At 71.3% G+C, this 22727-nt stretch carries 23 protein-coding genes; 8 read left to right on the top strand and 15 right to left on the bottom strand.

Features of this window, described 5'->3' with window-relative positions; translation table 11 throughout:
• Positions 1-145 precede the first annotated feature (145 nt).
• Both IF46_RS0100440 and IF46_RS0100435 read left to right on the top strand, forming a co-directional pair.
• Positions 146-2086: a DEAD/DEAH box helicase gene (locus IF46_RS0100440; RefSeq protein ID WP_036390791.1), complete on the top strand. Its 1941-nt coding sequence runs from the start codon at positions 146-148 to the stop codon at positions 2084-2086.
• Positions 2087-2188: 102 nt separating this feature from the next.
• Positions 2189-2809, top strand: a complete 621-nt coding sequence (locus IF46_RS0100435; protein ID WP_036390843.1) for a putative glycolipid-binding domain-containing protein — start codon at positions 2189-2191, stop codon at positions 2807-2809.
• 24 nt (positions 2810-2833) lie between these two features.
• On the opposite strand, the gene IF46_RS0100430 is transcribed toward IF46_RS0100435, so the two are convergent.
• Positions 2834-3925, bottom strand: a complete 1092-nt coding sequence (locus IF46_RS0100430) for a PLP-dependent cysteine synthase family protein (protein WP_030486227.1) — start codon at positions 3923-3925, stop codon at positions 2834-2836.
• A gap of 51 nt (positions 3926-3976) precedes the next feature.
• A complete protein-coding gene (locus tag IF46_RS0100425; protein WP_030486226.1) occupies positions 3977-4435 on the bottom strand; it encodes an Lrp/AsnC family transcriptional regulator in 459 nt (152 codons plus the stop codon).
• Between the two features lie 270 nt (positions 4436-4705).
• Here IF46_RS0100425 and IF46_RS33515 point away from each other — a divergent pair, with 270 nt between their 5' ends.
• Positions 4706-4972: a BldC family transcriptional regulator gene (locus IF46_RS33515; RefSeq protein ID WP_007454516.1), complete on the top strand. Its 267-nt coding sequence runs from the start codon at positions 4706-4708 to the stop codon at positions 4970-4972.
• 83 nt (positions 4973-5055) lie between these two features.
• On the opposite strand, the gene IF46_RS0100415 is transcribed toward IF46_RS33515, so the two are convergent.
• A complete protein-coding gene (locus IF46_RS0100415) occupies positions 5056-5685 on the bottom strand; it encodes a UbiX family flavin prenyltransferase (RefSeq protein ID WP_030486225.1) in 630 nt (209 codons plus the stop codon).
• A 150-nt stretch (positions 5686-5835) separates the two neighbouring features.
• On the opposite strand from IF46_RS0100415, the gene IF46_RS0100410 reads away from it, so the two are divergent.
• Positions 5836-6819, top strand: coding sequence for a terpene synthase family protein (locus tag IF46_RS0100410; RefSeq protein ID WP_036390788.1), 984 nt, complete (start codon positions 5836-5838; stop codon positions 6817-6819).
• 9 nt (positions 6820-6828) lie between these two features.
• Here IF46_RS0100410 and mqnP read toward each other — a convergent pair whose 3' ends face one another.
• Positions 6829-7743, bottom strand: a complete 915-nt coding sequence (gene mqnP / locus IF46_RS0100405) for a menaquinone biosynthesis prenyltransferase MqnP (RefSeq protein ID WP_030486223.1) — start codon at positions 7741-7743, stop codon at positions 6829-6831.
• Positions 7743-9203: a menaquinone biosynthesis decarboxylase gene (locus tag IF46_RS0100400; protein ID WP_030486222.1), complete on the bottom strand. Its 1461-nt coding sequence runs from the start codon at positions 9201-9203 to the stop codon at positions 7743-7745. Before IF46_RS0100400 ends, mqnP begins: the two co-directional genes overlap by 1 nt.
• A 255-nt stretch (positions 9204-9458) precedes the next feature.
• Between IF46_RS0100400 and IF46_RS0100395 the strand changes: the two genes are divergently transcribed.
• Entirely contained in the window at positions 9459-10334 is an 876-nt protein-coding gene (locus tag IF46_RS0100395; protein WP_030486221.1) for an alpha/beta fold hydrolase, read from the top strand.
• Between the two features lie 70 nt (positions 10335-10404).
• On the opposite strand, the gene IF46_RS0100390 is transcribed toward IF46_RS0100395, so the two are convergent.
• Both IF46_RS0100390 and IF46_RS0100385 read right to left on the bottom strand, forming a co-directional pair.
• Positions 10405-10593 (bottom strand): DUF397 domain-containing protein, encoded by a 189-nt coding sequence (locus tag IF46_RS0100390; RefSeq protein ID WP_030486220.1) that lies wholly within the window; start codon positions 10591-10593, stop codon positions 10405-10407.
• Complete coding sequence (locus IF46_RS0100385) at positions 10584-11390, bottom strand: helix-turn-helix domain-containing protein (RefSeq protein ID WP_051723542.1); 807 nt, start codon at positions 11388-11390, stop codon at positions 10584-10586. Before IF46_RS0100385 ends, IF46_RS0100390 begins: the two co-directional genes overlap by 10 nt.
• Positions 11391-11748: 358 nt before the next feature.
• On the opposite strand from IF46_RS0100385, the gene IF46_RS0100380 reads away from it, so the two are divergent.
• Together IF46_RS0100380 and IF46_RS0100375 are read left to right on the top strand one after the other, a co-directional pair.
• The gene (locus IF46_RS0100380; protein ID WP_051723541.1) at positions 11749-11997 is read left to right on the top strand and encodes a hypothetical protein; all 249 of its coding nucleotides are present in this window, start codon (positions 11749-11751) and stop codon (positions 11995-11997) included.
• 104 nt (positions 11998-12101) lie between these two features.
• A complete protein-coding gene (locus IF46_RS0100375; RefSeq protein ID WP_157562487.1) occupies positions 12102-13451 on the top strand; it encodes a hypothetical protein in 1350 nt (449 codons plus the stop codon).
• 66 nt (positions 13452-13517) lie between these two features.
• Here IF46_RS0100375 and ccsB read toward each other — a convergent pair whose 3' ends face one another.
• From ccsB to hemL, 6 genes are all read right to left on the bottom strand, one after another.
• Positions 13518-14489: a c-type cytochrome biogenesis protein CcsB gene (gene ccsB, locus IF46_RS0100370; protein WP_030486216.1), complete on the bottom strand. Its 972-nt coding sequence runs from the start codon at positions 14487-14489 to the stop codon at positions 13518-13520.
• Positions 14489-16126: a cytochrome c biogenesis protein ResB gene (resB, locus tag IF46_RS0100365; protein WP_030486215.1), complete on the bottom strand. Its 1638-nt coding sequence runs from the start codon at positions 16124-16126 to the stop codon at positions 14489-14491. Before resB ends, ccsB begins: the two co-directional genes overlap by 1 nt.
• Positions 16126-16944 carry a cytochrome c biogenesis CcdA family protein gene (locus IF46_RS0100360; RefSeq protein ID WP_030486214.1) on the bottom strand — a complete coding sequence of 273 codons (819 nt, stop codon included), beginning with the start codon at positions 16942-16944 and terminating at the stop codon, positions 16126-16128. The genes resB and IF46_RS0100360 overlap by 1 nt, the downstream gene beginning before the upstream one ends.
• Positions 16944-17513, bottom strand: a complete 570-nt coding sequence (locus IF46_RS0100355) for a TlpA family protein disulfide reductase (RefSeq protein ID WP_030486213.1) — start codon at positions 17511-17513, stop codon at positions 16944-16946. The genes IF46_RS0100360 and IF46_RS0100355 overlap by 1 nt, the downstream gene beginning before the upstream one ends.
• Positions 17513-18160: a histidine phosphatase family protein gene (locus tag IF46_RS0100350; RefSeq protein ID WP_030486212.1), complete on the bottom strand. Its 648-nt coding sequence runs from the start codon at positions 18158-18160 to the stop codon at positions 17513-17515. The genes IF46_RS0100355 and IF46_RS0100350 overlap by 1 nt, the downstream gene beginning before the upstream one ends.
• Positions 18161-18223: 63 nt before the next feature.
• Positions 18224-19561, bottom strand: coding sequence for a glutamate-1-semialdehyde 2,1-aminomutase (gene hemL, locus IF46_RS0100345; protein ID WP_030486211.1), 1338 nt, complete (start codon positions 19559-19561; stop codon positions 18224-18226).
• Positions 19562-19774: 213 nt separating this feature from the next.
• Between hemL and IF46_RS0100340 the strand changes: the two genes are divergently transcribed.
• Positions 19775-20110 (top strand): STAS domain-containing protein, encoded by a 336-nt coding sequence (locus tag IF46_RS0100340; protein WP_007454492.1) that lies wholly within the window; start codon positions 19775-19777, stop codon positions 20108-20110.
• A 110-nt stretch (positions 20111-20220) separates the two neighbouring features.
• Here the strand turns inward: IF46_RS0100340 and IF46_RS0100335 are convergent, their stop codons facing one another.
• Entirely contained in the window at positions 20221-21834 is a 1614-nt protein-coding gene (locus tag IF46_RS0100335; RefSeq protein ID WP_030486210.1) for an ABC transporter permease, read from the bottom strand.
• Positions 21831-22727 (bottom strand): ABC transporter ATP-binding protein, encoded by an 897-nt coding sequence (locus tag IF46_RS0100330; RefSeq protein ID WP_030486209.1) that lies wholly within the window; start codon positions 22725-22727, stop codon positions 21831-21833. Before IF46_RS0100330 ends, IF46_RS0100335 begins: the two co-directional genes overlap by 4 nt.

The following is a 22727-nucleotide window of genomic DNA, read 5'->3' as shown; positions in this document are numbered from 1 at the left end:
TGGCGGGTTGGCCAGACCGCCGTACACTGGCTGAGATCACTGACCCGGCGCGCGTGGTGTGCGCCCCTGGGCGATCTTGCGGGCGATCCGGCGGTACAGCCGCGGCAGGCCATCGCGAAGATGCGCCCCGCTCGAAAGGTTTTTGTTGACCACCTCTGCTGACCCCAGCACCGTTACGTCCGTTTTCAACTCAGTCCCGGCGACCGAGACCGCCCAGGAGCTGCTCGACGCGGCTCCGAGCGAGGCCGGCACGGCGCCGGCCGCGACGGCCGCTCAGCCGGGCGAGCCCGCCCCGACGGAGACCGACGAACCGATCAGCTTCGCCTCCCTCGGGCTGCCCGACCCTGTGGTCCGCGCGCTGGCGCAGCAGGGCATCACCAGCCCGTTCGAGATCCAGCGGGCCACCGTTCCGGACGCGCTCGCCGGCCGCGATGTGCTGGGCCGCGGGCAGACCGGTTCGGGCAAGACGCTCGCCTTCGGTCTGCCGGTGATCGCCCGGCTGGCCAACCGCAACCGGGCCCGGCCGATGCGTCCGCGTGCCCTGATCCTGGTTCCCACCCGCGAGCTGGCCATGCAGGTCAACGACGCCCTGGTCCCGCTGGGCAAGGCCGTCGGCATCTTCCTCAAGACCGCCGTCGGCGGTGTTCCGTACGACCGTCAGATCGACGCGCTGCGCCGCGGCGTGGAGATCATCGTGGCCACCCCGGGCCGGCTCGGCGACCTGATCGAGCGGGGCATCTGCCAGCTCGACGACGTCGAGGTCACGGTGCTCGACGAGGCCGACCAGATGGCCGACATGGGCTTCCTGCCCGAGGTGACCGACCTGCTGGCGAAGACGCCCGCGAACGGTCAACGGCTGCTCTTCTCGGCCACTCTGGACGGTGACGTCGACGCGCTGGTCAAGCGGTTCATGAACGACCCGGTCACCCACTCCACGGCGCCTTCCACCGCATCGGTGTCCACCATGGACCACCACATGCTGTTGATCCCGCCGCACGAGAAGTTCCCGGTGGCGGCCTCGATCGCCGCCCGGGACGGCCGGACCATGGTCTTCGCCCGGACCCAGCTCGGGGTGGACCGGCTGGTCGAGCAACTCGCAGCCGTCGGCGTACGCGCCGGCGGGCTGCACGGCGGCAAGACCCAGCGGATGCGCACCAAGACGCTTGCCGAGTTCCGTGAGGGCCGGATGAACGTGCTGGTCGCCACCGACGTGGCGGCCCGGGGCATCCACGTCGACGGGGTCACCCTGGTCCTGCATGTCGACCCGCCGAAGGACCCCAAGGACTACCTGCACCGCGCGGGGCGTACCGCCCGGGCCGGCGAGTCGGGCGCGGTTGCCACGCTGGTGCTGCCCAAGCAGCGCCGCACCACCCTGGCGATGATGGAGAAGGCCGGCGTCGCGCCGGCCGAGACCCGGGTCCGGGTCGGGGACGCGGTGTTGGCCGAGCTGGTCGGTGCCCGCGAGCCCAGTGGCGTTCCGGTCCGCATCGAGGCGGAGCCCCGGGGCTACGGCGACCGCTCCGGCGGCCCGCGCCGGTTCGGTGACCGCCCGCAGGGCGAGCGCCGCTACGGCGACCGGCCCACCGGCGAGCGCCGCTTCGGCGACCGCCCCCAGGGCGACCGCCAGTACGGCGACCGCCCGCAAGGCGAGCGCCGCTACAGCGACCGACCCACCGGCGAGCGCCGCTACAGCGACCGCCCCCAGGGCGACCGCCAGTACGGCGACCGCCCGCAAGGCGAGCGCCGCTTCGGCGACCGCCCGCAGAGCGATCGGCCGCAGGGCGACCGGGGTTACGGTGACCGGCCGGCTGGCGAGCGGCGTTACGCCGATCGGGACACCCGGGGGTACGGCGACCGGCCGCAGGGCGAGCGGCGCTTCGGCGACCGGCCGCAGTTCGGTGACCGGGATGGTCGGGGCGATCGACCGACCGGCGAGCGCCGCTTCGGCGACCGGGACACTCGGGGTGGTTTCCGCCCGGAGAGCCGGGTCCGGGACGACCGGCCGCGCGATGACCGGCCCCGTGACGACCGGCCGCGCGACGACCGGCGCGGCTTCGGCGGGCGACCGCCAGCGCGTACCCACTGATTGATCCACCGAACGCCGTCGCGAAGCCCATGCTTCGCGGCGGCGTTCGCGCATGCCCTGCCGACGCCGACCAGGTCGCGTAACGTCCGGCTCATGCCGACCATGCCGAAGTCAATCTTCTGGTCCCGGACGGACACCGCCGGCAGCGAGCAGGTCCTGCTCGACGACAGCCACGGGTTGTCGGCCCGGGGCACCCTGCTCGCCGTGGACCCGATCCCCTGGACCGCCCGCTACCAGCTGACGACCACGCCGGACTGGGCCGCCACCCGGGTCGAGGTCGAGGCCGAAGGTCTCGGCTGGCTGCGTCGGGTGAATCTGGAGCGGGCGGCAGGCCGGTGGCGGGTGACCACCGCCGAGCAGGGCGACCTGGACGCGGCGCTGGTCGCGGCCGGTCATCCCCGGGCCGGGCTGCCGGGCACGGATGACCCGGACCGGCTGGCCGACGCGCTCGATGTCGACCTGAGCGGTTCGCCACTGTTCAACACCCTGCCGGTCCACCGACTCAGGCTGGCGGCCGAGCCGGCCGACCTGGCGCACCGGATAACCGTGGCCTGGGTGCTGCTGCCCGGCCTGGAGGTGGTGGCGGCCGAGCAGATCTACACCGGGCTCGGGCCGGGTCGGGTGCGCTTCGCCAGCGGCACCTTCACGGCCGACATCGATCTGGACGACAGCGGCTACGTGGTGCGCTACCCCGGGCTGGCCGAACGGATCGACCCGCGCTGACCGGCTCGGGCTGGGCTGGGCAGCTCAGGCGGGCCAGGCCCCGCTGGTCAGGAAGCGGTCGATGGTGGCCAGGTGCGGGGTCAGGTCGAGACCCTGGGCGGCCACCCAGTCGTCGGCGTAGTACGTGTCGGCGTACCGGTCGCCCGGGTCGCAGATCAGGGTGACCACCGAGCCGGTCCGCCCCTCGGCGAGCATCGCGGCGATGAGGCCGAACGCGCCCCACAGGTTGGTGCCGGTGGACCCGCCCACCCGGCGGCCGAGCAGGGCCGATCCGGCCCGCATGGCGGCCAGTGACGCCGCGTCCGGCACCTGGACCATCCGGTCCACCACCGAGGGCAGGAACGACGCCTCCACGGTGGGACGGCCGATCCCCTCGATGCGGGAGCCCTTCCCGGTCTGTACCGACCAGTCGGCCGCCAGCCAGGCCGGGTAGAACGCCGAGTTCTCCGGGTCGACCACGCAGAGCTTGGTGGCGAGTCGGCGGTACCGGGCGTACCGGCCGATGGTGGCGCTGGTGCCGCCGGTGCCGGCGCCCACCACGACCCAGGCGGGGATCGGGTGCCGTTCCAGCTCCAACTGCGCGTAGATCGACTCGGCGATGTTGTTGTTGCCCCGCCAGTCGGTCGCCCGCTCGGCGTAGGTGAACTGGTCCATGAAGTGCCCGCCGGAGTCCTCCGCGAGCCAGCGGGCCTCGACCACCACGCGTGCCGGGTCGTCGACCAGGTGGCACCGGCCGCCCTGGAACTCGATCTGCGCGATCTTCTCCGGCGAGGTGGAGGCGGGCATCACCGCGATGAACGGCAGGCCGAGCATTCGGGCGAAGTACGCCTCGGAGACCGCGGTGGAGCCGGACGAGGCCTCGACGATCGTGGTGCGCGGGCCGATCCAGCCGTTGCAGAGCCCGTAGAGGAACAGCGAGCGGGCCAGCCGGTGCTTCAGCGAGCCGGTGGGGTGTGACGACTCGTCTTTGAGGTAGAGGTCGATCCCCCACTCCCGGGGCAGCGGGAACGCCAGCAGGTGGGTGTCGGCCGAGCGGTTCGCGTCCGCCTCGACGGCAGCGATCGCCTGCGTCACCCAGGTCCGGCTGGCCTCGTCGCACCGGTCAAGATGAGTCACGCTCGGAAACCTAGCAGCAGGCCAGCGGTGGTCCACGCCGGTCCTTGGCAGTCAGGCCGCCGGCGGGCCGACCGGCTGGGGTCGGTTCTCCCACTTGGTGGAGAGGGCGATGGCGGTACGGGTGGAGGCGACCCCGGGAGTCCGGTTCAGCCGCACGATCAACTGCTCCAGCTCGGCGATCGTGCCGACCCGCGCCTTGAGCAGGAACGACTCCACACCGGCCATGAAGTAGCAGGATTCGATCTCGGGTAGCACCCGCAGCGATTCGAGCATGTCGTCGGTGTCGGCGCCGGAGTCCTCGACGATGCCGATCAGCGCGGTCACGCCCAGCCCGATCGACTCCGGGGCCACGTCCGCGCGGTAACCCCGGACCACACCGCTGCTCTCCAGCTTGCCGACCCGCTCGTGCACGGCCGGGGCCGAGAGGCCCACCTGTCGGGCCAGCTCGGCGTACGAGAGACGGGCGTTGCCGCGCAGCAGGTCGACGAGGCTCAGGTCGATGGCATCCACAGAGAGTGACCTTAACCGCTCACGCGTCACGTGAGGTCTTCGGCATCCGTTGGACTGAGCGGTGAGTCACTGTTGAGAAACCGCCGGTCAGGGCTTAGGTAGCACCAGTAACATTACTAACTCCCCACTCAGTGCATTTTTCGCGTTTGGGCGGACAGGCCATGTCCCTGGTGCTGTAATTGCCATACGTCCCTCATGACGGCTCTGGGCTACGCACCAGCCGGGGGCAGTGTGTTCAGCCGGGGGCTTCGTCGACGCGAGGAGGGGGCTGTGGACACTGGAGATCGCCTGCTGACACCGGGTGAGGTCGCCGCGCTGTTTCGGGTAGACCCGAAAACTGTGACGAGATGGGCGGCGGCCGGCCGGATAGGAAGCATCCGGACTCCAGGCGGGCATCGCCGGTTTCGGGAATCCGAGGTGCGAGCCCTGCTTGAGGGGGAGGGCATGCTGGACGAGGTGGATGAGGTCGGAAAGCCACGAAATGTGGGGCCGGCCGCTTCCACGGGGCCGGGTCCGGCCAACGCCGGCATGTACTGAACTGGTGCGGACAACGCTACGCGGACCGGGCATCCGTCCGGTCCGCGTCCCGCCTTGGCCAACCACCGGCACAACGTGACGGCTCAGCTTCGGGCTGCGCCGAGCTGGCCGGACCACCGCCGGAACAGGGTGTGCGGGACGCCGAGCGCGTCCAGCACCTTGCCGGCCACGAAGTCGACAAGCTGCTGGGCGCTGGCCGCCGCGCCGGCACCGTAGAAGCCGGGGCTGGCGGGCAGCACCACGGCGCCCGCGTCGTGCAGCGCGATGAGGTGCTCCAGGTGGCTGCGGGTCACCGGTGTCTCCCGGGGAACCATCACCACCGGACGCCGTTCCTTGAGGTTGACCTCGGCGGCGCGCTGCAACAGATCCTTGGAGAGCCCGATCGCGACGCCCGCGCAGGCTGCCGTGCTGGCCGGGACCACTGCCATCCCGCGTACCCGGTAGGAGCCGCTGCTCGGCCCGGCGGCCAGGTCGCCGGCCGGCCAGTGCCGCAGGTCCGCTGCGCTCAGGTCCCGGTCGAGCCAGGCGGCGAGGTCCTCGGCCCAGTGCCCGTCCCGGAAGGGCCGGCCGGTCTCGTCGAGCACGGTGAGGCGTGCCGCCCGGGACACGATCAGGTCCACCGACTCACCCGCGTCGAGCAGCCCTCCGATGACGGCCGCCGCGTACGGCGTACCGGAGGCACCGGAGACCCCGACCACCCATGGTTCCCGCATGCCCCCAGCCTGCCTGGTCCGGCTGGCCCGCTGGTGGGCACCCCCGGGATGGTCCGGTCCGACATGTCCGTCGGGTACGTGCGCATCCCGCCGGCCTGACATGCTGCGGCTGGCGATTCGCACCGGAACCATCTCGCAGAGGAGGCATCGGTGACGACCGGCGAGACCCTCCGGGCGCTGCGTACCGAATGTCCGATCCCGTCCCGGTTTCCAGCACACGCCGACCGTGTGCAGGGATGGCTGCTCGGCCTACTGCCCGAGCTTGGCTTCACCCTGGACGACGCCGCCCTGCGCCGGCTGTCCCGGGGGGCTTTCGCCAGGTACGCGGGGCGGCTCTACCCGGACGCGACCGAAGCCGACCTGCGGGTGCTGACCGCGCTGTTCACCTGGTTCTTCCTGATCGATGATGCCTGCGACGGGCCGAACCGGTTGACCCCGGAGCAGATCCGGGCGCTGCGCAACGGCACGTTGGCGCTGCTGCACGACGGCCCCCGGCTGCGGCACCCCGGGCTGACCGGCCCGCTGCGGCGACTGCTCGTGCTGGCCTGGCGGGAGCCGCGCCGCCGGATGCCGGCCAGGTGGCGGCAGCGCTTCGCCGACGCGGTGGCCCGGCACCTCGACGGCACCTGGCAGGAGGCGGTCAACAAGCAGACCGGCCGCCGCCTGAGCGTCGACGAGTACGTCGAGCTGCGCCGGTCGACCTCGGCGGCGGAGGTGTCGTACCCGCTTGTGGAGTTCGTCAGCGGCCGACCGTTGCCCGAGCCGGTCTACCACCACCCGCTGCTGCGTCAGATCGGCCGCACCGGCAACGACCTGCTCTCCTGGTACAACGACCTGGCCTCGCTGGAGCGGGACCGGGCGACCGCTGGCGGGCACAACCTGGTCCTCGCCCTGCAGGCCGAGTTGGCCGTGCCCGAGGCGGAGGCGGTCGAGCGGGCGGCCGAGCACTGGCGGGACGCGATGCGGCGCTTCGTCGCACTGCGCGCCGCAGTGCCGTCGTTCGGCCCGGCGTTGGACGAGGCGGTCGCCGACCATCTAGACGGGGTGGCGTACGCCGTACGCGGGACCGTCGACTGGACCTTCGAGAGCGCCCGCTACCCCGTCAGCACCGCACCGCCCGCCGCTGGGCCGTAACCAGTCAGCTCAGGGCCGTAGGCCGAGCCGGATCACCAGGTCGAGCAGGGCGAAGACGAAGAGCGCGATGCCGACGAACCCGTTGGCGGTGAAGAACGCCCGGTTGACCTTGCTCAGGTCGGTCGGGGTGACCACCAGGTGCTGGTAGGCGAACGCCACCGCGGTCAACGCCAGCCCGATCCACCAGAGCCAGCCGAGGCCGATCAACGCGCCGAACCAGACGAACAGCGCGAAGGTCACCACGTGCGCGACCGTGGAGGCGTGCAGCGCGAAGCGTCGACCGTAGCGGGCCGGCACGCTGTGCACGCCGATCTCCTGGTCGATCTCGGAGTCCTGGCAGGCGTAGATCAGGTCGAAGCCGCCGATCCACAGTCCGACGGCCGCGCCGAGCAGCCAGGCCGGCCCGGAGCCGGCCAGGGTGCCGGTGACCGCCAGCCAGGCGCCGACCGGGCCGACCGCCTGGGCGACCCCGAGGATGGCGTGCGGCCAGTTGGTGAACCGCTTGGCGTAGGGGTAGACGACCAGCGGAATCACGGCGAGCGGCGCGAGCACCAGGCACAGCGGGTTGAGCAGGGCGGCAGCGACGAGGAACACGACCAGCGCGACGGCCGCGCCGGTCCAGGCCGTCCGCACGCTCACCGCTCCGGTGACCAGTTCCCGCCCGGCGGTACGCGGGTTTCGCGCGTCGATCTGACGGTCGAGGATCCGGTTGGCGGCCATCGCGAACGTCCGTGCCCCGACCATCGCCACGGTGATCAGCAGCAGGTCGAGCCAGCGCACCCGCGCGCCGTCGACCTGCATGGCGGCAAGCGCCGAGAGGAACGCGAACGGCAACGCGAACACGGAGTGCTCGATCGCGACGAGCTTCAGGAAGGACTTGATTCGGCCCGGCTTCTCGGCCGGCGACGCGTCGAGGACGACCATCAGATGCCGTACTCCTTCCAGCGCTTGTTGACCAGCGCCGTGACTTCCGGACTCATCTGCATCTCCTCCGGCCAACCGCGGGTGTAGCCCTCGGTGGGCAGCTTGCGGGTCGCGTCGACGCCCGCCTTGCCGCCCCAGAACTGCTGGTACGACGAGTGGTCGAGGTGGTCCACCGGACCCTCGGTGAGCAACAGGTCGCGGGCGTAGTCGACGTTGCCGAAGGCCCGGAAGGCGACCTCGTTGTAGTCGTGCACGTCGCAGTCCTCGTCGACGATCACGATCAGCTTGGTCAGCGACATCAGGTGCGCGCCCCAGATCGCGTTCATCACCTTCTGCGCGTGCTTCGGGTAGCGCTTGCGGATGGAGACGATCGCGCAGTTGTGGAACACGCCAGCGGCCGGCAGGTCGTAGTCGACGATGTCCGGGATCATCAGCTTGAGCAGCGGCTGGAAGATCCGCTCGGTGGCCTTGCCGAGGCCGTGGTCCTCCTGCGGCGGCTTCGAGGTGACGATCGAGTGGTAGACCGGCTTGCGCTGCATGGTCATCGCCTCGATGTGCAGCACGGGGAACGGCTCGACCGGCGTGTAGTAGCCGGTGTGGTCGCCGAACGGCCCCTCGGGCAGCCGCTCACCCGGCTCCAGGTAGCCCTCCAGCACGATCTGCGCGTGCGCTGGCACCTGCAACGGCACGGTGAGGCAGTCGACCATCTCCACCCGCTCGCCGCGCAGGAACCCTGCGAACAGGTACTCGTCGATGTCGCCGGGCAGCGGCGCGCTGGCCGCGTACGAGACGACCGGGTCGCAGCCGATCGCGATCGCGACCGGCAGGCGCTGCCCGAGCCGCTCGGCGACCGCGTGGTGGGCCGTGGAGTCCTTGTGGATCTGCCAGTGCATGCCCAGGGTGTTGCGGCCGTGCTGCTGAAGTCGGTACAGGCCGAGGTTGCGCTTGCCGGTCTCCGGGTGCTTGGTGTGGGTCAGCCCGTAGTTGTGGAAGATCCCGCCGTCGTCGGGCCAGACCTGCAACCCCGGCAGCCGGTTGAGGTCGACGTCCTCGCCTCGGTAGACGACCTCCTGGCAGGGTGCGGTCTTCACCTTGCGCGGCGGCACCGACTTGAGCTGCATGACCTTGCCGAGGCCCTCCCGGATGCCGGACCAGCCGACCGGCAGCTCCGGCTTGATCAGCGCGCCGATGCGGGCGCCGATCTCGTCAAGCGAGTCGACGCCGAGGGCCATCGCCATCCGCTTCTCGGTGCCGAACAGGTTGATCGCCACCGGCATGTCGCCCCGGGTCGGACGCTCGAAGAGCAGCGCCGGGCCGCCGGCCCGCACCGTCCGGGTGACCACCTCGCTGATCTCCAGCGTCGGATCGACCGGGACGTCGACCCGGCGCAGCTCCCCCGCGCGCTCCAGCGCCGCGAGGAAGTCCTTGAGATCGGTGTACGGGAAGCCACGAGCCGCCATGTCGCCAAGTCTCCCGCACCGGCTCCCGTACGACCCAAGCCGGGTGCTGTGACGCTCATGATGACCCGGCATCGCGGCGGCGCGTCTTGATCCACTCGGGTTTCATGAAGTCGGGGTGTCCAGCGGCCTGGGATGGCCCGACTTCCTGCAACCCGAGTGGATCAACGGCCTTCTCGCGCATGGCAGGCGGTGGAGCGGGTAGCCCGGCAGCGGGCGGACGGCGGGCCCTGGACGGGCAGCAGGCGGAGGCGGCGAATGGGCGGGGACCGAGTTCCGGCGGGGTTCAGTGAGCAACAGGCGCGGGTCGACCAGATCACCATGAACTACGTCCGGGGCGGCACCGGGCCGCCACTGGTGTTGCTGCACGGGTATCCGCAGTGCTGGTACATGTGGCGACACCTGCTGCCCGAGTTGGGGCGCTCCTTCGACGTGGTCGCGCCCGACCTGCGCGGCTTCGGCGACAGCGACGCCCCGGCCGGCGGCTACGACAAGAAGACGGTCGCCGCCGACCTGCACGGGCTGCTCGACCAGCTCGGCCTGACCAGTGACCTCCGGCTGGTCGGGCACGACCTGGGGACCATGGTGGCGTACGCGTACGCCGCCGCCCATCCGCAGCGGGTGAGCCGGTTGGCGCTCACCGAGGCACCGATCCCCGACGAGAGCATCTACACGTTCCCCGCGCTCACCTCGGCCGGGACCGGGGTGTGGAACTTCGGCTACTTCTCCCTCGGCAACGGGCTGCCGGAGGAGCTGGTCAAGGGGCGGGAGTCGCTCTGGGTGGACAAGTTCACCGACGCCCTGATGGTGCGCAAGGGCAGCATCGCCGCGCCCGACATCGAGGAGTTCGCCAGCCACCTGCGCGACCCCGCGCATCTGCGGGCCAGCTTCGCCTACTTCCGGGCGTTCGAGCGGGACATCGCCGACAACAAGGCGTACCGGGCCACGAAGCTGACCATGCCGGTGCTGGCCGTCGGGGCGGCGGCCAGCCTCGGCGGGCAGATCGCCGAGCAGGTCCGCCGGTACGCCGACACGGTGCGCGGTGAGGTGATCGAGGACTGCGGGCACTGGCTGTACGAGGAGCGCCCGGACGAGATGCTCGCCCTGCTGAGCGACTTCCTTCAGGCGGCCTGAGCAGGGGCTCCCGCCGTCGACGTGGCGGTTGCCGGGCCCGTCCGGGCCGCCCGGCGCCGATTGCCCGGGGTCAGTGGGTGCGGGCCTGCTCGACGAAGGCCCGCCACGCGGCCGGGGTGAAGGTCAGCAGGCCGCCGTCGCGGTCCTTGGAATCGCGGACGTGCACTCGGCCGGGCAGGTTGTCGGCAACCTCGACGCACGCGCCACTGTTGTTGCCGCTCCGGGTGGACTTGCGCCAGCGGGCTCCGGTCAGATCCATGGCTTCACGATCTCCTCGAGCAGGTCGATGGACTGCTGCCGGGGCAGCGCGTCGCTGCGCAGACTCTCCCACCTTCCGAGCAGGGTCGCCACCTCGTTGACGTCGTCCACGGCGGTGCCGCCGGTCTGACTGTCGAGGAAGCCGAGCCAACTGCCGTCTGCGGTGCGGCCGAGGATGAACGGCCCGAAGAGGCCGGCGTGCAGGCCCACCCCCTGCGGCAGCACGTGCACGCGGATGTGCGGGCGACGCGCGCACGCCACCAGGTGCCGGAGCTGCTCGGCCAGCACCCCGGCGCAGCCCTCCGCGAAGCGCTGCAACGCGGCCTCGTCGATCACGACGGTGAGCTGCGGCGGGTGCTCCCGGTCGAGGATCGTCTGCCGCTCCAGCCGGGCCGCCACCAACTCCTCCACCCGATCGGCGGTCAGCCCCAGGTCGAGCCGGAACACCGCCCGGGCATAGTCGGCGGTCTGTAACAGCCCGGGAACCATCGTCGCCTCGAAACAACGCAACTGGGTGGCGACCCGTTCGACCTCCAGCCAGGGGCGGAACCAGACCGGCTCGCCGTCGCGCCGACCCAGCTCACGCAGCGAGACCAGCAGGCCGCCGGTGTCGAGCACCTCGTCGGCGCGGATCAGGTACGCCTCGTTGGGCGCCGTCTGCCCCAGCTCGACCGCCGACACCATGGACGGCGAGTAGTGCGCGCGTTTGCCGTACTCCTCCTGGGTCAGCCCGGCCGCGAGCCGCGACCGCCGGAGCTGCTCCCTGATCAGCGTCGCCGTAGACACCACTGTGGTCACTGCGCCCCACCTCCCGCCGCAAACGGTGGGTCACGCAACCCACCTGTCGCACGGTAGCGAGCGCTCGACGCTGCGTCACCCCATGACAGGCATATCGGGGTAACGCGAGCGGAGGCGCCGCCTCACCACCCGGCCCAACGACCACCATCACAAGATCCACTCGGCTTGCAAGAAGTCGGGGCGTCCTGGGCCGCAGAACACCCCGACTTCCCGGAACCCGAGTGGATCAACGGCCGACCGGGTGCGGGACACCGAGCAAGGCCGACGACGGCCAGGTCAAGCCTGGCGAACACATCTCACCGTTCGTGGCGGAACGGCGGAACGGCGGAACGGCGGGACGCGGGTGCAGGGTGGATCCATGTCGGACGCCTACGTCGTCGGTGACCCGGACGGGTTGTCGCCCCTGCTTGTCGAGCTTCGCGACGCCGTCGCCCGGGAGCTGCACGCCCAACTCGCGCTGCGCGGTGAGCGGATCGAGCTGGCCGATCTGCCGGAGGTGTCCTACCAGGTCACGATCCAGGTCGAGCGGACGTTGTGGGCCTGGCGGCCGGCGCGGCAGCCACCGACCGAGGCCCGTCTCGACGGGGTTCGCCGGCCGGTCGACTGATCGAAGCCTGTCACAGGCCATCTCTAAGATCATGGATGCCGATCGGGTCGGGGTGATGCGGTCCCGGCTTCTTCCGACCGGCTCATCCCTTCCCAAGGAGATCGATGAGATCTGTGCACGTAACGCGCGGCCTGACCGCGCTCGTCGTGGTCGTCGCGGGGATCGGCGTGGCGGCTGGGCCGGCTGCGGCAGAAGACGACCCCGGCTGGGTTGGCGGCTGGTTCCGTGATGTCACGATCGGCACCTCCGGCTCGCCCGGCCGCACGATGCCGCTGACCCTGAACAGCTACCGGGCTGCCCAGCCCCGGGTGACCCTCGACCTGACCGGCCTGGCCGGGGTGGCCACCACCAGTTTCCCCGCCTGGTGCGTCACCGACGCAACCTCGGTCACCTGCCCGATGCCCCCGACCGCTACCCCCGACGAGTCCGGCTCGACCACTGGCGACGTGCCGGTGGTGTTCCGAGCCGCCCCCGGCGCCGCCGACGGCGCGACCGGCATCCTCACCTACACGACATTCGGCGAGCAGACCGAGCCACAGACCCAACAGTCGGTCGTCACCGTGCGATCCGGGCCCGAACTGCTCGACATGGTCAACGAGAACGTCGCCGGCGTCGACGTCGGTGAGAGTTACGCCATGCCGGTGGCCGTGGTCAACGCCGGCAACCAGCCGGCCGTGGATCTCCGACTCACCTTCCGTTTTCCGGTTGGCCTGGTTCCGGCCAGTTACCGCAACTGCCGCTACGGCACCGACCAGGCGCTCGGCACCAGGGTCGCCTGCACCGTGCGGGGCACGTTCGCACCCGGCCAGCGGTACGAACTGCGCGGTGGCTTCCCCACCGCTGTCGGTCCGGCCGCCCTGGGCGGTAAGCGAATCAACCAGATCGTGGAGCCGCTGGCCAGCGCCGAGCCGCTGCCGAGCAATGTGGAGTTCAAGAGCCGCGACGCCGACCAGGCACTGCGCCTACGGCCGGTCGGCGCACCGCTCGACGTCGTCCCGGTCGAGGTGACCAGCGCCGGCGGCGGGACCTACCTGGATCAGATCCGGGGCGCCTTCGACATCGTCGCCGAAGGTGCCGCCGTTACCGGAGCCGTCGGTGACACCGTCCAGGCCACCGTGGGCCTACGCAATGTCGGGCCGGGCGTGCCGGACGGCACCAACTCCGGCGACGTCGTCGGCGCGTTCTACTTCACCCCACCCGTCGGCGTCACCGTCGTGGGCCACCCGTCGGACTGCTGGCCGTTCGGCGACGACGAGGGCACCGCGGATGCACCGGCTACCTGGTACTGCGACGGGCGGGTGTCGGTGTTCCTCGCCGGGACCAGCCACACTGTCACGTTCGACCTGCGGATCGAGCGACTCGGCGGCGCTGCCGGACAGGTCGAGCCGCACGGCCGCTACCCGCGAGTGGACGACAACCCGAGCAACGACATCGCCCCCGTCACCGTGAGCTGACCGAGGCTGAACGATGCGGGCCGGTCACGGAGGATCCCGTGGCCGGCCCGCGCGTCATCGAACAGGTCAGTCCAGCCCGCCGTAGGAGTGCAGGCCGGTGAAGAAGATGTTCACGCCGAACAGGTTCATCAGCATGGTGAGGAAGCCGAGCACGGCGATCCAGGTGGCCACGTTGCGCTTGACGCTAGGCGTGGCGCGGGCGTGCAGGTAACCGGCGTACACCACCCAGGAGATGAACGCCCAGGTCTCCTTCGGGTCCCAGCCCCACGGCCGACCCCAGGCCGCCTCGGCCCAGATGGCACCGGCGATCACCGCGAAGGTGAAGATCGGGAACGCGAAGGCGTGCAGCGCGAAGGTCAGCCGCTCCAGGCCGACCGCGCCGGGCAACCGCTTGGCCAGGATGTACGGGAAGCTCCGCTTGCCCTGCTCGTACCCGCTGCGCATCAGGAAGCCGACCGCCGGCACCACACCGAGCAGGAAGATGCCGGATGCGAAGACGATCGTCGAGACGTGGATGATGAACCAGTACGAGTTCAGGGCCGGCACCAGCGGCACGATCGGCACGTACAGCACCAGCTCGGCGGTGGCGACCAGCAGCACCATCACCAGGGTCAGGAACAGCCCGAGCTTGCGCAGCGACGGTCGCTTCCAGAGCACCACCAGCCAGGCGGCGACACCGATGAACGTCACAGTGAGCACGAATTCGTACATGTTGCCCCACGGCATCCGGTCGGCCGCGAGCCCCCGGGTGACAAGCGCCGCCAGGTGCAGCAGGGCGGCGACCGCGGTGGCACCCACCCCGATCAGGCCCGCGAGCCGGGCACGCCGCGCGGGACGGTCGTCCGTGGGCGACGACTTCACCGGCGCGGGCGGCGTCGGGACGACACCGCCGCCGGCACCGACCAACTCGCGCACCGGAGCCGCCGTGGCGACCCGGGTACGCGCGTTGCCCAGCGCGTACTCGACGGCATGGCCGATCATGGCAACCAGGTACGCCAGGATCGCGAAGGTCACCAGATTGTCGGAGAGTGCGGACATCACTCGGCTCCTTCTCGCACGCCGGCCCGCTCAGTGGCCTCAGCTTCAGGCCGTTCGGCACCGTTGACCGCGGCGACGAGTTGGGTGAACTCGTCGGCGAACCCTGGATAGTCGGTACGCGGCAGCCCACCGACCTCCATCAAGCTACTACCGCTTGTCGGAGATCCTTCCCCGGGGTCGCCCGGCACCACCCGGAAGAAGACCCGGCGGCGTCGTCCGAAGAGCGAGCCCATCAGCCCGACCAGCAAGGCAGCACAGCTGATCAGCAGCGGCGTCGCGCCGGGGTCGTGCCGGACGGAGAGGGTGACGTACCGCTCGGTGCCCAGGAACTCGACTGTCGAGCCGTCGTCGAGCTTCCAGGTCTCGCCCTTGCGGAGCAGCTTGGTGCCGACCTCCTTGACCTTGCCGGTCCGCACCTGCCGCTGGTCGAGCTGGTAGACCGAGCCGGGGATGCCGGCGTCCAGGCCGAGGTTGCCCCGGTAGGCGACCAGGTTCAGCACCGGGTTGCGCTCGGTCGGGTACTGCGAGCGGACGAACGGTGCCTGCTCGGGTGCCGTGGGCAGGTAGATGCCGGTGAACGCCATCTGCTGATCCGGTGCGCGCGCACCGGTGGCCGGGTCGACGTTCGCATCCGGGAAAGCGGCCAGCCCTTCGCTGGTCAGGCCCATGTCGCCGGTGGTCAGGAACGGCTCGTCACTGAGCTGGCTGTTGCCGAACCGGTCGGTGTAGCGGATCACCGGGGCGTACCCGTGACCGAGCAGGTAGACGCTCGCGTCGCCGAGACGCAGCGGCGAGTTGACCGAGAAGTCGGCGCTGCGGGTCGGCTCGTCCGGGCCGTCGACGGTGACCGTGGCGTTGAAGAACTCCGGCTGGCCGGACGGCAGGAACCGGGCCTGGAAGTCGTCCAGCCGCAGGCAGAAGCGGGGCAGGTCGGCGCTGTCCACCCGGGGGCCGAGCTTCGCCTCGGCGTACTGCTGGCGGGTGTTGCAGAACGCGTTGTCCGCGCCGGCCACGAGCAGCCGGTTGCCGCTCCAGCCGTACCACGAGCCGAGCGCCACCCCGATCAGCACCGCGATCAGCGAGGTGTGGAAGAGCAGGTTGCCGGTCTCCTTGAGGTAGCCCTTCTCGGCGGAGACCTCGTCGCCGCGCACCTCGACGCGCCAGCGGCGCTTGCGCAGCACCTCGGCGATCGCCGCCACGCCACCGGGCGGGGCGGGCAGCACGGTGTGCTGCGGCAGCCGTGCCATCCGCTTCGGCGCGGCCGGCGGCCGGGACCGCAACGCCCGGAAGTGGTCGCGCAGCCGGGGCGTGATGCAGCCGATCAGAGAGGTGAAGAGCAGCAGGTAGATCGCGGAGAACCAGACCGAGCCGAAGACCTCGAACGCGCCGATCCGGTCCAGCCGGGGGGCCAGGTCCGGGTGGTCGACGAAGTACTCGTTGACCTTCTCCGGGCTGATCCCGCGCTGCGGCAGCACCGAGCCGGGGATGGCGGCGATGGCGAGCAGGAAGAGCAGGATCAGCGCCGTACGCATGCTGGTGAGCTGCCGCCACGAGTTGCGCAGCAGGGCGAGCAGCCGGTTGGGCCGACGCCGGGGCGCCGGGGCCACGGTCTCCGGTCGGTCGTCGACGGCCGTCATCAGATGCTCACCTCGCCCACCCCGACGGTGGTCTGCAACCAGATCACGAAGCTCTGCCATCCGCCGGTGATGAGTGCCAGGCCGATCAGGATGAGCAGGGCGCCGCCGACCCGGGTGACCCAGCGGCTGTTGCGCCGGACGGCGCGGAAGACCCCGAGCAGGCGCTCGAAGCCCAGCCCGAAGACGATGAACGGTATCCCCAACCCGAGGCAGTACGCCACGGCGAGCACCACGGCACGGTCGGTCTGACCGCTGGCGGTGGCCATCATCATGACCGCGCCGAGGGTGGGGCCGGTGCAGGGCACCCAGCTGAGCGCGAAGACCGCCCCGAAGACCGGTGCGCCGAGCAGGCCGGCGGCGGGCAGCCGGGAGATCCGGAACTCCCGCTGCAGGGCCGGGATCATCCCGAGGTAGGCGATACCGAGCACGATGATCAGCGCGCCGGCGACGATCTCCAACTGCCGCTCGTAGTCGAAGAAGACCCGACCGATGCTGGCGAAGAGGATCGCGCTGGCGACGAAGACGACTGTGAAGCCGGCGATGAAGAGGAGCGTGCCCGCGAGCACCCGGCCCTTGACCGCGCCGACCCGCGCGACCCGCTCCTTGACCGCGACACCGCCGGTGGTCGGTGCGGGGTCCGCTGTCGGCCGTCGGCCCTCCAGGTCGGCACCGGCGAGACCGGTCACGTACGACAGGTAGCCGGGGACGAGCGGGAGCACGCACGGAGATAGGAAGCTGACCAGGCCGGCGAGCGCCGCCGCGCCGATGGCGAGCAGCAGCGGCCCGCTGAGAGCCAACTCCCTGAAGGTCTCGCCCATCAGTTCGGGGCCGGCTTCTCGGCGGCGATCCGTTCGACGATCGGTTGCAGGCCCTCCTGCTTGACGGCGGCCCGGATCACCGCCGCGATGCGACCCTCCCGGTCCAGCACCACCGTCGCCGGCACGCTGTTCGGCGGAATGTCCAGCGCGAGCGCCGTCTTACTCGACGGGTCGAAGAGGCTCGGATAGGTGACCCGGCCCTGCTCGAACGCCTTGGCCTTGTCGCGCGAATCCTGAACGTTGATGCCGAGGAAGTTCACCCCGGAACCCTTGGTGGCCTGGTAGACGGCTTCCAGGTCGTCCGCCTCGGCCCGGCACGGCGCACACCAGGAGCCCCAGAAGTTGACCACCACCACCTGGCCGCGGGCCTGGCTCACGTCGTAGCTGCCGCCGAGAAGCAGCTCACCCGCGAGCTTCGGCGGCTTGGAGCGTTGGTCCGGAGCGCACTCGAAGATCCCGTCGGTGGTCGTCGTGCAGGTCTTCTCCTGCCCCTTCGACGACGTACAGCCGACCAGCGCCACCGCGGCTACGGTGGCGAGCAGACCAGCGGTCCACCTCCGGGCGTTCATCAGGCCCCCTTGGCCGTCCGGGCTGTCGCGGAGAGAGCGATCAGGTGCGCGGCCGGCTCGCTGTAGCCGATGCCCGCCACCTTCGCGCCGTCGAAGTGGAACGAGGTGAGGCTCGCCAGCCCGCACTGCCGCTTGCGCGGGTCGTGCCAGAGCCGCTTGCGCTCGACGTGGCGACGCAGCGTCCAGATCGGGAGCTGGTGCGACACCAGCACCGCCTCGCGTCCCTCGGCGGCCACCCGCGCGGCGTGCACGGCGGCGAACATCCGCTCGGCGATCACCCGGTACGCCTCACCCCAGGACGGGGTCACCGGGTCGCGCAGCACCCACCAGTTGCGCGGGTCGCGGAACGACCCGTCACCCGGGGACACCTTCTTGCCCTCGAACCAGTTGGCGCTCTCGATCAGCCGCTCGTCCACCCCGACCGGCAGCCCGAACTGGGCGGCGATCGGCTCGGCGGTCTGCTGGGCGCGCTCCAGCGGGCTGGCCACCACGTGCACGATCTCCCGCTCGGCCAGGCCCTGCGCGGCGGCCTTGGCCATCTGCACACCCAGCTCGGAGAGGCGGAAACCGGGCAGCCGGCCATAGAGGATCTGGTCGGGGTTGTACACCTCGCCGTGCCGAAGCACGTGCACCACCGTCTTACTCACCGCTGCGCCCCCTTAGTTCGCGACTGCGGGGCTCGCAAGACCGGCTCACTCCTCGCGCTCACGCTAACCCCCGTGACCAGCCGCTGCCGCCGCGTTCGCCGCCGTGGGCAGCGCGGCGGCGATGTGCTCCAGAGCGGCGTCGTCGATCGCCGCCGACACGAACCACGACTCGAACGCGCTCGGCGGCAGGTAGACGCCGGCGGCGAGCATCGCGTGGAAGAACGCCTTGAACGCCGGCACCTGCTGGGTGCGCGCGCTGTCGTAGTCGACCACGTCGGCGTCGGTGAAGAAGATCGAGAACATGCTGCCCGCGTACGACAAGCGGTGTGGGACTCCGGCGGCGGCCAACGCGTCGGACGCCAGCTTGCCCACGACGCCGGCCGTGGAGTCGAGGCGCTGGTACAGCGCGTCGTCGGCGAGCCGCAGGGTCGCCAGACCGGCGGCGCAGGCGAGCGGGTTACCGGAGAGCGTGCCGGCCTGGTAGACCGGCCCGGCCGGCGCGAGTCGCGCCATGATGTCCGCACGCCCGCCGAACGCCGCGGCGGGCAGGCCACCACCCATGACCTTGCCGTACGTCCACAGGTCGGCGTCGGAGGCGTCGAGGCCGTGCCACCCGGCGCGGGAGACCCGGAACCCGGTCATCACCTCGTCCACCACGAGCAGCGCGCCGTGTGCGTGCGCGATCCGGGCGAGCTGCTGGTTGAAGCCGTCGCGGGGGGCCACCACGCCCATGTTGCCGGCGGCGGCCTCGGTGATCACGGCGGCGATGTGCTGGCCCTCGGCGGCGAAGACCTCCTCGACGGCCCGAATGTCGTTGTACGGAAGAACGATCGTCTCGCTGGCCGCCGCGCCGGTCACGCCGGGCGAGTCGGGCAGGCCCAGGGTGGCCACGCCGGACCCGGCGGCGGCGAGCAGCGCGTCGACGTGGCCGTGGTAGCAGCCGGCGAACTTGACGATCTTCGAGCGGCCGGTGAAGCCCCGGGCCAGCCGGATCGCCGACATGGTCGCCTCGGTGCCGGAGTTGACCAGGCGGACCTGCTCGACCGGGGTCCGGGCGACGATCTCGGCGGCCAACTCCACCTCACCGGGGGTGGGCGTGCCGAAGCTGGTGCCCCGCGCGGCGGCGGTCTGGACGGCGTCCACCACCTCCGGGTGGGCGTGCCCGAGGATCAGCGGACCCCAGGAACAGACTAGGTCGACGTAGCGGCGACCGTCGGCGTCATACAGCCACGGGCCCTCACCACGGACCATGAAGCGTGGGGTGCCGCCGACCGCCTGGAAGGCACGCACAGGGGAGTTCACCCCGCCCGGCACGATGGCGCGGGCGCGGTCGAACAGGGCCTCGGAGGCCGGCGCATCGGCTGGGTAGCGGCCGGATCCGGCGGGAAAGATGTCGGTCACGATGCCGCCATTGTGACAGCGCCGAAGGGTCAACCAGCAGCCACCCCGTGGTGGGGTTACCCGGCTCACCCATGGCCAGCGCTCGTCAGCGGGGAGCTAGCGGCCTGGACGGCGGGGGCTCGAGGCCTGCGGCGGCAGTGGCTCGGGGCCTGGGGCGTCGGCGGCTCGCGGTCTCGACAGGCCGGGTCGGTCGGATCGCGCTAGGCTGACCGGGTGGATCGTGCCGAACTGTCCATCACGCTACACCGGACGGGCGACGAAGCAGTGCTGCGCCTGGCCGGTGAGATCGACATGCTCACGGCGGCGCAGCTCTCCACCGTCGTCAACGAGGTGCTGGCCGACCCGCCCCCGCGGATCGTGCTCGACCTCGGCGGTGTCACCTTCTGCGACTCGCAGGGTCTGGGCACCCTGGTCGTGCTCAGCCGCAAGGCCAGCCACGCGCAGAGCCTGCTGATGCTGACCCACGTGGGCGACTTCCTGATCCGCGTCCTGGACATCACGGGCCTCCGCAGCGCCCTGATGATCCGCAACGACCAACCCACCGGCTAACCCCCGCCCTGCCCTCCCTCCTCGGTTGATCATGAGGTTGACGGGCGATTCAGGGCCCGATCGATCCGCCAACCTCATGATCAGCGCGTGGGTCAGCATGATCAACGAGGTCAGGGGGTGGGGATGTTTCGGGTTTGGAAGGTTTTTAGGGATAGGGCTAGCAGGGCGGCTGTTAGGGCGCTCAGGGCTAGTAGGGGGGTGACGGACCAATCTGGGCTGAGGACCTGTGGGGTGTGGGTGAATGGGGAGAGGTTCAGCGCCCACTGGTTGAGCTTCAGCACCGCGCCTAGCTGACCTAGCAGGAGGCAGGCGGCGAGCACTGCCCAGGCGACCCCGGAGAGACGGGGCAGCCAGCCGACCAGCAGCGCCGCCAGCCCGGCCAGCACCCAGGCCGCCGGCACCTGGGCCAGCCCGGCACCGAGCAGCCGCGGCAGCTCACGGCCGACATCGCCGACGCTCAGACCGTAGGCCAGCCCGGTGGCGAGCCCGGCGACCGCCAGCACCACCGCCGGGCCGAGCAGCGCGAAGATCAGATGCGCGACCAGCCAGCGGCTCCGGCTCACCGCCGTCGCGAGCAACGGTTCGGCCCGCCCGGCGACCTCCTCCGCCCGCGCTCGCAGGGCGGCCTGGATGCCGTACCCGGCGGCGGCCAACCCGGTCAGGCTCAACGTCCCACCGAGGTACGCCTCGGCGAGCGCGGAGCTGCCACCGAGGCGGGACAGGATCTCGGCGAGCTGCTGGTTGCCCTCGACGGCTTGGCCAGCGGCGTCCGCCGCGCCACCGAGCACCAGGCCGAGCAGCCCGAAACCGACGGTCCACCCGAGCAGTTGGCCCCGGTGCAGCCGCCACGCCAGGCCGATCGGGCCGGCCAGCCCCGCGCCGGCGGTGGCCGGGCCGAGCCGGGACGGGAGCACTCCCGCGCCGAGGTCACGGCGGACCGAGACGGGGTACGCGACGAGCGCGACCAGCACGCTGAACAGCACCGGCAGCAGCAGCACCCACCAGCGCTCGTCGGCGTACGCCCGGCCACGGGCCGCCCAGCCCAGCGGCGAGAGCCAGCTCAGCCACTCCGCACTCCCACCGGTGCCGCCGGAGGCCCCGGCGTCGCCGCCCAGCCGCAGCACGAAGGCCAGCCCGAGCACACCCAGGCCGATCCCGCGCGCTCCCGCCGCGCTCTCGGTGAGTTGCGCGGTCAGCCCGCCGACCGTGGCGAAGACGATGCCGGTGAGCGCCACGCCGGCGCCGAAGAGCACCGAACCCGCGCCGGGCAGGCCGGCAGCGACCAGGCCGGCGGCGACGAGCAGGCCGAGCAGCACATTCGCGGCGTACGTAACCAGCAGCGCGGCGGTCAGCCCGGCGTACCGGCCCAGCACAGTGGCACCGAGCAGCTCCCGGCGACCGGCCTCCTCCTCGGTGCGGGTGTGCCGGACCACGGTGAGCACGCTGGCCAGCCCGGCGATCAGGGCCAGCAGACCGGCGCGCTGGACGGTGAGGGCACCGATGCTGTCGCCGTACACCGGACCGAGCAGGGCGACGATCGACGGGTTGCTGGCCGTGCCGGCGAGGTACGCGGCCCGTTCGGCGGCGGTCGGGTACAGCTCGGCGTACGCGCCGGCATAGCTGGCGGGCAGCACCGCCAACAGGAGAACCCAGATCGGCAACACGACCCGGTCCCGGCGCAGGATCAGCCGGACGAGGTGCCGGGTGCCGGTGTAGGCGGTCATGACCGCACCTGGTCGGCCTGGTAGTGCCGCAGGAACAACTGCTCCAACGTCGGGGGCTGGCTGACCAGACTCCGTACGCCGATGTCGGTGAGCTTGCGCAGGGCGGCGTCCAGCGCGGCGTTCTCCACGTCGAAGCGCACCCGATGGCCGTCCACCCGCAGGTCGTGCACGCCGGCGAGCTGGCCCAGGCCGTCCGCCGGGCCGGTCAGCTCCGCCTCGATCGAGGTCCGCCGCAGGTGGCGCAGCTCGGTGAGGGTGCCAGTCTCCACGTCCCGCCCGTTGCGGATGATCGTCACCCGGTCGCAGAGCGCTTCCACCTCGGCCAGGATGTGGCTGGAGAGCAGCACGGTGCGGCCGTCCGCCTTGGCCCGGCGGACCCAGCTCTGGAAGACCTCCTCCATCAGCGGGTCCAGGCCGGAGGTCGGCTCGTCCAGGATGAGCAGCTCGGCGTCGGAGGCGAGGGCGGCCACCAGGCCGACCTTCTGCCGGTTGCCCTTGGAGTAGGCCCGGCCCTTCTTGCGCGGGTCCAACTCGAAGGAGTCGAGCAGCTCGGCTCGGCGGGCCGGATCGAGGCCGCCGCGCATCCGGCCGAGCAGATCGATGACCTCACCGCCGGAGAGGTTGGGCCAGAGCGTCACGTCGCCCGGCACGTACGCCAGCCGACGGTGCAGAGCCACCGCGTCGCGCCACGGGTCGCCACCAAGCAGGCGGACGACCCCCGCGTCCGTCCGCAACAGGCCGAGCAGTGCCCGGATGGTGGTCGACTTGCCGGCGCCGTTCGGGCCGAGGAAGCCGTGCACCTCGCCGGTGCGGACGGTCAGGTCGAGACCGTCGAGCGCCCGGGTCCGGCCGAAGGTCTTGACCAGGCCGGAAACCTCAATCGGAGTTTCCAT

It is taken from the genome of Micromonospora chokoriensis (assembly GCF_000718555.1).
In the GTDB taxonomy this organism is placed as follows: Bacteria; Actinomycetota; Actinomycetes; order Mycobacteriales; family Micromonosporaceae; genus Micromonospora; species Micromonospora chokoriensis_B.
The sequence above is the reverse complement of the archived record's forward strand: the minus strand, read 5'-3'. Positions and strand labels throughout refer to the sequence as shown.